Annotated in this window: 9 protein-coding genes, 1 other RNA gene and 1 pseudogene; 1 reads left to right on the top strand and 10 read right to left on the bottom strand. The window is 45.8% G+C overall.

Going from position 1 to position 12,733, the window contains the following annotated elements; all coding sequences use genetic code 11:
- Positions 1 to 28: 28 nt before the first annotated feature.
- The 9 genes and pseudogenes from H6F77_RS11285 to H6F77_RS11245 all read right to left on the bottom strand — a co-directional run bounded on the left by H6F77_RS11285 (position 29) and on the right by H6F77_RS11245 (position 9,465).
- Positions 29 to 1,171, bottom strand: a complete 1,143-nt coding sequence (locus tag H6F77_RS11285) for a hypothetical protein (protein WP_190488427.1) — start codon at positions 1,169 to 1,171, stop codon at positions 29 to 31.
- A 95-nt stretch (positions 1,172 to 1,266) separates the two neighbouring features.
- Positions 1,267 to 1,815 (bottom strand): hypothetical protein, encoded by a 549-nt coding sequence (locus tag H6F77_RS11280; protein WP_190488425.1) that lies wholly within the window; start codon positions 1,813 to 1,815, stop codon positions 1,267 to 1,269.
- 373 nt (positions 1,816 to 2,188) lie between these two features.
- Positions 2,189 to 3,109: a peptidoglycan-binding domain-containing protein gene (locus H6F77_RS11275; protein WP_242022075.1), complete on the bottom strand. Its 921-nt coding sequence runs from the start codon at positions 3,107 to 3,109 to the stop codon at positions 2,189 to 2,191.
- Between the two features lie 67 nt (positions 3,110 to 3,176).
- On the bottom strand, positions 3,177 to 4,391 hold the full coding sequence (locus tag H6F77_RS11270; RefSeq protein WP_199321292.1) for a M16 family metallopeptidase: 1,215 nt from the start codon (positions 4,389 to 4,391) through the stop codon (positions 3,177 to 3,179).
- A 199-nt stretch (positions 4,392 to 4,590) separates the two neighbouring features.
- Positions 4,591 to 5,856: a M16 family metallopeptidase gene (locus tag H6F77_RS11265; RefSeq protein ID WP_190488412.1), complete on the bottom strand. Its 1,266-nt coding sequence runs from the start codon at positions 5,854 to 5,856 to the stop codon at positions 4,591 to 4,593.
- 196 nt (positions 5,857 to 6,052) lie between these two features.
- Positions 6,053 to 6,237, bottom strand: a non-coding RNA gene (gene ssrS / locus H6F77_RS11260) — 6S RNA.
- A 114-nt stretch (positions 6,238 to 6,351) separates the two neighbouring features.
- Positions 6,352 to 7,557 carry a 5-(carboxyamino)imidazole ribonucleotide synthase gene (locus H6F77_RS11255; RefSeq protein ID WP_309228834.1) on the bottom strand — a complete coding sequence of 402 codons (1,206 nt, stop codon included), beginning with the start codon at positions 7,555 to 7,557 and terminating at the stop codon, positions 6,352 to 6,354.
- 4 nt (positions 7,558 to 7,561) lie between these two features.
- Positions 7,562 to 8,206: pseudogene (locus H6F77_RS28860) on the bottom strand (adenylate/guanylate cyclase domain-containing protein); the annotation flags it as partial.
- Positions 8,207 to 8,973: 767 nt separating this feature from the next.
- Positions 8,974 to 9,465: a pentapeptide repeat-containing protein gene (locus H6F77_RS11245; protein ID WP_190488408.1), complete on the bottom strand. Its 492-nt coding sequence runs from the start codon at positions 9,463 to 9,465 to the stop codon at positions 8,974 to 8,976.
- Between the two features lie 834 nt (positions 9,466 to 10,299).
- Between H6F77_RS11245 and H6F77_RS11240 the strand changes: the two genes are divergently transcribed.
- Positions 10,300 to 10,647, top strand: coding sequence for a phage holin family protein (locus H6F77_RS11240; RefSeq protein ID WP_190488406.1), 348 nt, complete (start codon positions 10,300 to 10,302; stop codon positions 10,645 to 10,647).
- A 91-nt stretch (positions 10,648 to 10,738) separates the two neighbouring features.
- Here the strand turns inward: H6F77_RS11240 and cobJ are convergent, their stop codons facing one another.
- Entirely contained in the window at positions 10,739 to 12,721 is a 1,983-nt protein-coding gene (gene cobJ, locus H6F77_RS11235; protein WP_190488404.1) for a precorrin-3B C(17)-methyltransferase, read from the bottom strand.
- Positions 12,722 to 12,733: the final 12 nt, after the last annotated feature.

Raw genomic sequence — 12,733 nt, 5'->3', positions numbered from 1 at the left:
GCTACTAAGTACTAAGCGCGTTTAAAATCTATTGGCCTGAACCAGTTCCACCACCCGAGGTAGAACCGCTACCCGATGTGGTTCCAGTTGTACCAGTACCCGTCGTACCTGTACCCGTCGTACCTGTACCAGTACCTGTACCTGTGCCTGTAGAGCCGTTATTTCCTGAACCATTCAAATTTTGCGTTCCAGTAGGCGAACTTTGAATGCTGGAATTTGGCAAACTTTGAATGCTGGAATTTGGCGTATCAACGTTGGAATTACCCGTCCCATTGCCATTAAAATCGCTGGTTCCAGTGCCAGTAGGCGATGTGGAATTAGTACCGCCCGATTGGCTACCGCTACTCGTCCCCGTTCCATTCAAGGTCCCGGTTCCACCAGCAGGCGAGGTGGAGTTAGTACCACCCGATTGGCTACCGCTGCTCGTCCCCGTTCCATTTGTGCCCCCGGTTCTAGCAGGCGATGAACTAGAGTCAGTCGTCTCCGTCCGAGTTTGGTTCCGGCTTGTGCTTGAACCCGATGTATCAGCGCCGGAAGCCCCCGAACGATTCTGGCTCTGTGAACTAGGCGTTACATTAATAGTCGTGTTCTGTGGAGCCGGACTTGCTGCTGGTTGCTGAGGAACACTAATGTTAACCTTTGGCGCTGGTTGAGGGCTGGCTTTTGGCTGGGTAACGTTAACGTTAACCTTTGGTGTTGCTTGAGGGCTAGCTTGTTGCTGCGGAACCACAATCACTCGTGGAGAACTCTCAACGGTTCTTTCTCTAATGATTGTTTGGCTTTGCGGCGCAACAGATGCTGAAGGTGAAGGCGTTGGTGAAGCTGGGTTTACAGGTACGGGGACTACAACTGACGAGGGAGCCTCTGGCTGTCTTTGATTGAGTAAGAAGGCAGCACCTGCGGCCAAACCTAGCAGCGATGTGAGACCGATGCCAATTAATAAGCCCCTTGCAGCGTTGTTGTTATCGCGAACTTCTAGCCCATCTTCGTTTAGGCGGCGCTCGGAAGTACGACCGTGAACGTAACCGTCCCGATAAACTGTATTAGCTGGCTCTGGGTTGACGGGATGCGGGTTGACTGAGTTGGTGGGGGTGCTATTGGTGGGAGTTTGCCCGTCTCTATCCCCAGTAGTTTCATGGTTATTCGGGTTGCGATTGTGTAGGTTAGCCATAGTTTTTGCCAGGAAGTATTGATGGATTTATGAAAGAAGAAAATTGTTAAAAAATATCTGCTGAGCAGATTTGAAGCGTTTATGAGTAGCTACGGTTACTTATCTTCCGATGCACCTTGTTTGTCAGATGCGCCAGTTTGAGTTGGTTCGGTGGAGGCTTTAGCGTCAGTATCTTGTTTTTCCTGACTGTTGAGATTAATGTTAATATCTGGTGTAGTAGGTGCTTGTTTTGCTGGTTCTTGTTGTTGAGGAACCGGAACAATTTCTTTTGTTTTGTCTACGGTTCTTTCAATTATCGTTGTCTCTTTTTTGCTGCTTTGAGGTTCGCTTCTTTGAGGCTGGCTGTTATTAGGAACTGGAATGGGAATAATTTGTGTGGAAGGCTGAGTGCGGGAAGCCGGCTCATTTCGCTGCGTCAGAACGTAAGCAGAGCCGATACCCAGAGCGGCGAGCGCTGCGAGAATTATGCCCAGTACCAAACCATTACCAGTACCGCGCTCGCTCTCAATATAGCTTTCTTCGTTTAAACGTCGCTCGGTAGTCGCGCCGTGAATGTAGCCATCCCGGTAAGAACCTTCGTTAGAATAGTCTTTAGGACTATTAACCGTATCGCTATTTGAATTAGTATTGTGATTAGTTGACATGGCTGTTTGCAAATCTCCTTTTATTAAATGAGGACATTAAGAATATTTTTGACAACAGTTGCACTCGGTTAATTACAGGGTTTACTAATTCTTTTTGTTAGCTACCCAAGAGTTTCTTTCTCGTGTCCTTATATACTAATTTAAGGCTGGAATACTCGTTGTCACTCTATCCACAGAATGGAGTATCTCCTCCATCTAAGGATTGATATTAGTTATAAATTTGCGATTAGAGGTTAGAAATTTATGGCTGACGGGAACAAATGTCCCATTGTGGCGATCGCTCTAGGCAATAACCAGTGCAGATATTAAGCGCGATAATCCGGTCTGAGTATGAAGACCTTGCTGGGCGATCGCTCTAAAAATTAACCACTACTTAACGCAACAGAACGTTCCATGTTGCAGTTCCAACTACACCGTCCGGTTGAAGCCGGAAGCGCCTTTGAGTGGCTTGGACGGCGGCTTGGGTTGGTTCATCGAAGATGCCATTCACCCTAACGGTTAAAAAGCCAAGCGATCGCAGCCGTTGTTGCAATGTCGCTATTGCTGAACCTTGCATCCCCAGCCTCAAAATTGGAAAATCTACTGTTTTCGACGGCGAGTTAGTCGCTGTCTGCGTCGCTAATGAATTCCGGGGCGTTGTCTGACGATTGGAGGTGACTGCGCTAGCAGCAGTTGTTGTAGTGCGGCTTTGTGGGGTAATTCTGCTGGGGGTAATGGGTCTGAGGGGGGGCGCAGTTGGTCTGGGCGCAGGACTGCTAGGAACGGCTGCTGGGCTAGCAGATGGAATGGGAAAAGTTGCCGCTGAGTTAGGTGTTGGTGCTGGGGAGGGTATCTGAGTTATTAGAGGTGATGCCGAGGGTATCGTAACTGCTGCTGGTGTGGCTGCGACGGTAGTCGATGGAAACAGGCGATCCCAGGTTGTAGCGCCAACGATCCCATCGGATTTTAAACCCGCTGCCTGCTGAAACCGGGAGACGGCGATCGCGGTAGTGTCTCCATAGAGGCCATTCACTGGCCCCGTATAATATCCTAATAATTTAAGAGCCGCTTGCAGTTCCGACACTTCGACGCCCCGGCTACCCGTTCTTAAAGTTGGTCGGTTGCTTGCCGTTGGGGGATTAGCCTGGGCGATGTATTCGATATCAGCCGCGATCGCGCCAGAATGACACCAAGGACTAATTAAGGGCGTTATTAACGACAAACACCCCAATATTCCCACAAATGGCTTGCTAAATTTTAGATTTTGCCTCTTTCCCAAATAAGATCCTGGGAATGCAGATTTTAGATAAATCATTGGTCTCACCGCTCACCCTATCCACACCTGACATTAAACTTAACAGACAGGGTGCAGCGATGCGCGTTTAGGATACGGTATTTATTGCTGCTGATGGGCCAACTAGAGACACATAAGGTTCAATAAAGTATCGGCAAGCCACTTCTTGCGCCATTTCTGCTGTTACGTCGGCAACTTCGACATTAAACCTGCTATCAAATTCAATTCCCAACCCTATAGTCTCGTACCAACCATAAACCTGAGCAATTTGTGCATTAGTCTGTTTGCCTAGTGCATATTGACCCAGCAGCTTGTTTTTGGCTGCTTGCAGTTCATCAACGCTTAGTTTGGTGTTACACAGCCGTTCTACTTCTTTCCGCAAGCCTGAGAGGGCGATCGCGGTATTTTCCGGGGCTGTGCCCATATAAGCCACAAATTGCGACGCATCTAACCGCGTGGGGTAAAAAGCCGATACTTCATACGCCAAGCCTAGTTTTTCCCGCAGTTCCACAAATAAGCGGCTGGAAAGACCGTTGCCCAAATAGGTATTAATCAGCTTCATCGCAGCATAGTCGGGGTTTCGCACCGATGGAGACTGGTAGCCTACCATCACTATTGATTGCTGCGTCTCTTGTGCTGTAGCCATCCAAGTGGGATTGGGGGTAATCTTGGGTAGATCCAGTCCAGTCAGGGGTAGCGGGGGACTCTGCCAATCGCCAAATGCTTGATTTACCAAATCTATAGCTTCTTCTGGCGCCACCCGTCCGGCAATACTAACGACAATATTATCCGGGCGAAAATAAGTTTGGTGGTAGCGCTGCAAATCGCCACGATATAGCGACGACATGCTGGCTTCCGTTCCTAGAGTTGATAAGGCATAGGGATGCTGCTGATACATCGCCTGCCGCAACTGGTCAAAGGCAATTGTAAATGGTTGTTCTTGCTGGGAACGAATATCTTGGAGAGCAAGACGCCGTTCTAGTTCGACTTCGGCTTCTGGGAAGCTGGGCGATCGCAGCAGTTGTGCTGCTAGTTCTAAAATTTCCGGAAAGTCTGCCGCAACTGTTTTTAGACTCAATAGAAAATAATCGGTAGATGCATCAGTACCCAGACTGGCTCCGACTGACTCTATGCGCTCGGCAATTTCTAGAGAGGAAAGTTTATCAGTGCCTTTAGTAAGAACGGCTGAGAGCAGGTAAGACAAACCAGCTTGGTCGCGCCGTTCCCACCTTCCACCTGCTCTTACAAAAATGCGACCTGAGATAATATCCGCCGCTGGATTTTCTACTGCTATTACCACCATACCGTTGTCTAAAACGGTGCGATGGATGGTATCTCGCAAATGCGATCGCGTCCCAACTTGATTCACAAAGTTATCCTTTTCCAACTTAAAACTCAACTCTGGCGACTGGGGAATAGCGATCCGGGACTGGAGACTCCTAATCCCCAATCCCTAATTCCTAATTCCCAATCCTTAATCCCCAATCCCACCTTTGGTAAGGCTAACAAGGTTGGAGGATGGTGACAGCATAACGTTCTGGAGAGAGATATTGACGCGCCAGATGACGAATTTCCGCAGGATCGAAAGACTTAATCTGCTCAGGATATGTCACTGATAGTTTGGCCTCAGCTATGGTGTTGTAGTAGCCATACATCCCCGCTAGCTGACTGGGTGCTTCTGTGGAAAAGGCATAGTCATTACACAGCAAGCGTTGGTAACGCTCCAGTTCCACCTCGCTTACCGTAATCGTCTGCAAGTCTTTGATAGCCTCACAAATCAGGGCTTCCACAAGCTCGATATGCTCTGGCTCTAACAAGGCACTAATTGTAAACAAACTGGACTCGCGCTGCAAAGAGAAACTACTGTTGATGTTTTGCACCAATCGTTGTTCTTCACGCAATTCTCTTACCAGCCGCGAAGACCGACCCGATGCCAGCAGAACTGATAACAAGTCTAGCCCGTAAGCACTCCGCAGCTGTTCTACACCCGGCCCAGTCCATGCCATCATCAGTCGAGCTTGCTCTATTCTAGGCAAGTATAATTTTTGACGGCGAATTTCTGCGAGTGGTGGTTCTGCCTCGGCTTGATTGAGAGGACACTCAAGGGGTGGGCTGAAACGCTCAAAAGACTGGCTTACCAGTTCTAGCGCCCGTTCTTTAGATACCCCTCCAACGATCGCTACCGTCATGTTTTCTGGCTGGTAGTGATAACGGTGAAACGAACGCATTTGGCTAGGAGTGTACAGCATTAGCTGTTCCTCTGTGCCTAAAATCGGGCGTCCGTAGGGGTGGCACTGGTAAACGCTTTCCATCAGAGCTTGGAATCCCAGGAAGTCTGGGTTGTCGTAGCTCTGGCGTATTTCTTCCAAGACGACATCCCGTTCGCGGTCAAATTCATCATCTGGAATGCCAGCATTTAAGAGTATTTCTGCCAGTGCAGGCAGTGTATCTTCTAAATATTCAGCAGCCGTAGTGATGAAGAAATGAGCATAGTCATGGCTGGTAGCTGCATTGGTCATTCCTCCGCGATTTTCAATCACCGAGTCAAACACGCCAGGAGCTAGGCGCGAGGTGCCTTTGAAAATCATGTGTTCTAGGAAGTGAGCCATGCCCGACCAGTCATCAGGCTCGGCGATCGCGCCCGCACGCACCCAAACATCTACCACCACTACGGGCGTGGCAGCCAGGTGTTGATGAATCACAGTCAACCCGTTTTCCAGCTTGAATAGATCTGCTGGAAACTTTGTAGTAGTTAATAGTTGAGACAACCTGTCTATTTTCTAACCCAAGTTAGATGCGAGTTTTATCATGTTAGCGCTTTGTAGCCTCTAATTTACCTTAAATATAAAGAGGCTAAAATTCTGTGCTATTAATTACGAGATATTACCAACAATTTAAACTTTCAGTAAACTTTTATACAAAAATCCCCCAGCCGTGTAGACAAGGGGATTTTATTTCTTAAATAGCTGAACCGCAACGCCGTCTTACCTCAGTTTATGACCTGGTTTGAACCAGGTGGGTACCAGTTGTCCATGCTTAAAGTTTCCGGGTACTTGCCCGGTTTACTGCCGCTAAGACGTGTCGGTTCCCTTAAGGAAAAGGCATAGATCAAAAAACGTTATTGGCAGTCACCAACGTCGCCGTCCAACCTATTTCATTATAGAGGGCAGATGATGAGATGGGTGGATGGACGATAAATAATTGGGGAAATCGTTGCCTGGAGAGGATGAGAAGCAATGAGGGCAAGGTGCGGGCGCTTCCTCCTACTGTTGCGAGTACCAGATGGATTCTATCGTTTGCGCGATCGCCATTGCCTCGCTGCGGTTGGATGTATCCAACAAAACGGTGACGTGGCCTAGTTTGCGACCGGGGCGCGATTCGCTTTTGCCGTACCAATGCACGTGAGATTGAGGCAAATTGGCTAACTGTTGGCGTTTGGCAAGATAATCATTATGAGAATGTTCGTAACCCAGCAAATTTACCATCACCGACCCCGCGCTTTTTAGGGCTGTATTGCCTAATGGCAAACCGCAAACAGTCCGGAGATGCTGTTCAAACTGGGATGTTTCGCAGGCGTCCAGGCTGAAGTGTCCGGAATTGTGAGTGCGGGGTGCAATTTCATTGACTAAAACTTTGCCGTCTTGGGTTAAGAATAGCTCAATGCCAAAGATGCCGACAGCTTGCAGGCTATTAAGGAAAGTGCGGGCGATCGCTTGTATCTCTTGAAGCAAAACTGGGCTAATATCTGCTGGAGCTAAAACGCGCCGACACACTTGATCTTCTTGCTGTGTTTCCACGATGGGGTAAACTACAACTTCGCCTTCCACAGAACGAGCGGCGATCGCAGCTAATTCTCGCTCAAAAGGCACAAATTCTTCTAACAAAACTGGCTGATATCCCAATCGCTCCCAAGTGGAGTGCAATGCGTCGCTATCTTTAATAATAAAAGTCCCTTGACCGTCGTAGCCGCCGCGTCGAGCTTTCAAAACAACTGGGTAATCCAGATTGTTCATAGATATCGGCTGGGCATCTTTCCCCTCGCCTAGAGTGGGAGGTTCTCCCTCCAGCGCCATAAACTGCGGGGTAGGTAAACCTAAATCTTCCAAATAGCAGCGCTGGTTATATTTATCTAGCAAGGGCGCTAATACTTCTAAACTGGGGCGAAAACAAACTCCTTGTTGGGCTAATGGCTCTAATGCTTTTAAGCTGATAAACTCGTTTTCAAAAGTAATAACATCGCAACGAGACGCTAGTTCTGCTGTAGCCTCGCCGTCATCAATTGGGGCAAAAATTGTTGAAGATGCAATACCAACAGCCGGATCTGTTTTATTGGGCGTCTGAACCACCAATTCAACTTGCAAAGACGAGGCTGCACCAGCCATCATCCAGGCTAGCTGTCCCCCACCAATTACACCTACTCGTTTGACTTGTTTAGATTCCACAGGATTTCCTTCGACAATCGCATTCACAAGATTAAACTAATGTGGCGTGTACTTTTCTGCGTTTGAGGAAATAAGTATGCATTTCTCCCTTACCCTTTACATGGATTGCACCCCGCTCCTGAAATATATACTTGTCTTGCAATACTTTATAAGTTTCCTCTGTCACCTGAATGCTGCCTGGTATGCCGTGAGATTCCATGCGGCTGGCAGTATTAACGGTATCTCCCCATAAATCGTAGATAAACTTTTTGATGCCAATTACTCCTGCGACAACTGGGCCAGTGTTGATACCTATTCTGATGCTAAATGGTTCGCCAGTTGAGGTGTTGAAATCGCTAATTGCTTGTTGCATATCGAGGGCCATTTCCGCGATCGCCTCAACATGATCGGGTCTGGGAATCGGCAAGCCGCCGACTACCATATATGCATCCCCAATAGTCTTTATTTTCTCTAAACCATGCTTTTCAGCTAGTCCATCGAATGCTGAAAATATTTCGTTAAGCATACCCACCATTTGGATAGGCGCAATGCGGGTTGAAAGACTTGTAAAACCTACAATATCAGCAAACAATACAGTTGCTTCTGGGAAGTGGTCAGCTAGCGTCTGGTGATCTTCTTTCAACTGACAAGCGATCGCTGCTGGCAAAATATTAAGTATTAAGCGCTCCGACTTTTCTCGTTCCTCTTTTAATAAACGGTTTTGTAAAAAATCTCTTCTAATGTACTGTTCGAGTAAATAACTGGCAAACATCCCGATGAAATTTGCTGAAACCAACCCAAAATTGATGCTGAGTAGCTTTGCTAGAGGAAAATTTTCGACCCATATAGCTACTATTTCATAAGTACCCACTATAATCCAACACGTTAGACTGGCATAGGCAAATCTCAGTTTAGTAAACGTATAGGTAGCCATAATTAAAAGCATTAAAGCAACATATATATCTTTTAAATAATTAGGCTCTCTAACTATCACTGGCATCAGCATTATGCTAAATCCTGCTAGCAGAACGGCTAAACTGATGGATGCCTGCATAAATTTTCTAAACTGGCGGGAATAGCTAAAACAGAAAATTCCCAAAAGTAAGGGACAAACTATTACATAACGTATAAACCAGAGCTTGTATTTTTCCTCTGGCACCATTAATGCATCTAAGATTCCATAAGTTGCGTAAACGCCAGTACCAGCCAATAAAGCAAATCTTACTTGCTGCAAAAACTTGTGGAAATAATCCTTTAAGAAATCCCTTTCAAGCTCCCCATCAAACTGCAAAGTCAGAAAATTCATATTAGTCTCTGCCGTCATGTTTCACCTCTTACAAGCTATGTAGTAGATGGGGAGCAGGTTAATTAGTCGATATTAGTATTCGCGTTGTTTAAATTATTGACAACAATTGACTTTTAAGTGAATGTCTTTAATTCAAGCACGCCTTTCTTACTAGGAAATTATCGACATCCAAGAGAGTCTCTGGTTGCAACACCAGTTTTGGGATTTACGCCAGAGGCATTTTTGCATAATTGCTTAACTTGCGCTCCATCTAGGATCGCATCAGTGAAGTCAGCACCCGTGATATTTGCATCGCCAAAAATGGCACGTAGTAGAAGCGCTTCTTGAAAGATAGCATCAGTTAAATCTGCACTATTCAAATTCACCTGATCTAGCATCGCATAGGTTAAATCTGCGCCATGCATATTTACGCTCGTCATTATGGAGGTGCTGAAGACAGATCCGCGCAAGTCGGCATTGCTGAAGTTTGCCATATGCATATTGGCACTGGCAAACTCCGCCATCTGGAGGTTTTGCCCAGAAAAGTCCCTACCTGTGAGCGTACCGCCGCTATATGAGGGAGGCGCGGGGGTGTCGGCTGCTTGTGCCGATAAAGGATAGCAGAAGAGGAGTAAGGCGATTAGGAATGCAGCCAGTTGCCGAAATATCATGCAAATAAATCCGCTCTTGTTACAAATAGGTTTACATTTCATGTTACTGCATACTGTCGCCTCGCTAAAATATCCACTAATATGATTTATGAGTGGTTATGTATTTAAAAAAGAGGGCTAGCGAGACGCGATCGCTCTACTTTTCTACAATATTTCTGCCCCACTCCTCCTATAATGATTATTCCTTAGTACGGCTTTTAAGAGCGGGCTGGTGATGTTCGTTCAACCTTTATGCTATAGGCTACTTTTCCTAACATTACAGAAATTATCTACTCCTAATTAAGAGTAATTGTAATTTAATTCTTCAAAATTCGGAATTCCTGTAAATGTTTTATTTAGCTTTTTGCGAATATAATATCTTTATTATTAAACGGGTGTTCTCTACTTTAAAGTCTACGCAAATTACCTGCCTGATATAAGGAGAAATCGCTTTTATAAAAACTGGCGCTCTTCCGCAACCCACATCTAGAAGAATATAATCATTGGGAATATGGTGCATGACTCTTCGGAGCCGCATCCATCGTAATAGTGGCTTTAAGTATCGCTCTTGTATTCTGCTTAAGTTCAATACACAGCTAAGAAAGCACCCCCCAAAACTGCCACCGTGCCAATATGTAAATTCCTCTTGGAACGAGGCAGACTTAACCACAAGGTAACTTGCTCAAAATACCATAGCGCGTTTTGGCGAAGTTACGAACTCCGTCACTATGCAAGGTGCGTATCAAGTAAAGGTCGGATTTGATATCATTAACCAAACAACTTAGCGAATATTCAAGAAAACATGACTTAGTAAACAAGAGTTAAAATGCTTATATAAAACGATTGAGAAGAATTATGCCCAATTTCTTGTTGACCTGGCTGATTACAGCTGTATCTATGGTGATTACGGCTTACCTAGTACCAGGCTTTATAGTCAAAACTTTTGTTGCTGCCCTAATTGCCGCCGTTGTTCTAGGATTGGCTAATGCAATTGTGCGACCAATTTTGGTGATTCTGACACTTCCCCTGACAGTTATCACCCTGGGGTTGTTTCTATTTGTCATTAACGCGCTCACACTTTGGTTCGTCGGCAGCGGTATCACTCCTGGGTTTAGAGTTGTAGGTTTCATGCCTGCTTTGCTTGGTTCAATTGTGCTAACTGTTGTTTCCAGCGTGCTTAATTACTTTTTCAACCGTCGGTAAAGCATCGCCAGGTATAAGATTAAATCCGGTCGGATTGTTGGCGATATTTGTTCTGACCGGATTCTTGCAAGTGGCAACTACAAATTATCACTTAACTATTTGATTTGTCGCCAAATCCTAAATATCCTCTTGGTGTAATCATCCAATCGCTGTGAGTCTTTGTGCTTTGATTGCCAATCAATACTGTCGTTAACATATCGATGGGGATATCGAGCATTTTCTCCAATGTCGTAAGGGTAATTTGTTCGTCTGGACGATAAGCTGATTTGACAATTGCTACGGGTGTATTAGCGTCGCGGTATTTTAAGAATATAGATTGCGCGATCGCTATCTGTTGAGTACGAGTCTGCGATCGCGGATTATAAATCGCTGTTACAAAATCCGCCTGTGCTGCTCCTATAAGCCGCTTTTCAATAACATCCCAAGGTGTCAGCAAATCGCTTAAACTAATAGCGCAAAAATCATGCATCAAGGGCGCACCCACACGCGAGGCTGCTGCTTGCAGGGCAGTTATACCAGGAAATACTTGAATTCCAGGATCTTTACCATCCCAGCCTTTAGTTTGCAATTCCTCCAACACTAAGCCAGCCATGCCGTAAATACCGCAATCTCCAGAAGAGACGACCGCTACAGTTAAACCCGTTTTTGCTAACTCAATTGCTCTTTCAGCCCTTTGCCGCTCCTGGGTAATTGGTAAAGCTTCTACAATTTGTCCCGGTCGTAACAGGGGAGAAATTAAGTCAATATACAGAGAATAACCAATGATGGCATCAGCTTGGGAAATAGCAGTTTGGGCGGCTGGAGTCATCTGATCTAATTGTCCTGGCCCCGTGCCCACAAGCAATAACTTGCCGTTGCGATCGCTGTATTCGGTTTGGGATTGAGCGATGGCTACTGTCACGGCTCCTTTTAGATTTTGAATTTTCGATTTTGGGTTTTCGATTCCTAAGCTTTCAGAATCAGACCGGAAAATTTGTTTGGCAACTAACAAACTTTGACAGTTAGATGCTTTTAATGCTGCTGCTTCTGCGACGCTGGGGGTTCCTACTTCTGCTTCTACAACAGATGAAGGATTGGGTACTGTAATTGAGCTTAGTATTTCAGCAGAGAATGTTCTTAAAGGCCAATTGCGATCGCGACAAAGTTCAATTAAGCCAACTTCATCAGCTTTAATATCGATTGTGGCGATACCTGCGATCGCACTACTGGCTAAATTATTAGATTGACAAACTTGCGCGATCGCAATCTCAATTAACTCTTTTGATGTCCCTCGTTCGCAGCCAATTCCCACCCACAAAACTCTTGGATGCCACTGCACTTTTGGCACTCCTGCTTCCGATGAAAAGTGTTGATTTGCGGTAGTAATCCAAATTTTAGCCTTGGGTAAGTTTTGAGATTTTAATTGTGAGTTTTGATTTGAAGAGTTGTTTATCTCTTCCTCCCCATTCTCACGTTCTCCCAGTTGAGAAAAGCGAAACGGATGGTGTTCGGGGAGATGATTTTGCCACAAAGTAGAACCTGCTTCTTGAATTACTTCAATCGGTTCAAGTCTGGCAACTGCTGCACTAACAGCATTCCAATCTCCCTCACCTCGATTCCAACCAAAGGGAACACCCAAGACATCTATGCCGGGTAATCCTAACGCTGTCGATGCGCCAGTTAAGACAGGAGTTGCGTTAAGTTGGAGAGCGATCGCTCTTGCTAATTTATCAGCGCCTCCCTGATGACCGCTGCACAAACTAATAACAAAATTGCCGTTTTCATCAACAACTACTACAGCCGGATCGTGGGATTTATCTTGTAATAGGGGTGCAATCAATCTCACTGCGGCACCAGTTGCTAAACAGAAAATAAAGCCCCGGTGCGTATTCCACAAACTAGCTATGTGGTCTTTTAGAGAACCGTGATATACCTCTACAGACGCTGTATTTAACGTCTCTAAAATCTCTGAACATGACTCTGGAACCCACAGGGTAGCACCAGCAGCTTGAGTAAGCGACTGAAGTTTTTTAGCGCCAGTGGGGGTAGTAGCGATCGCCGCTAATGGCTGAAACTCGCGCCAAATTGATAGCATTTATAATTCTTC

The organism is Microcoleus sp. FACHB-831, from assembly GCF_014695585.1.
In the GTDB taxonomy this organism is placed as follows: domain Bacteria; phylum Cyanobacteriota; class Cyanobacteriia; order Cyanobacteriales; family FACHB-T130; genus FACHB-831.
Note: the sequence above shows the minus strand (reverse complement) of the source record. Positions and strands in the feature narration are given on the sequence as shown.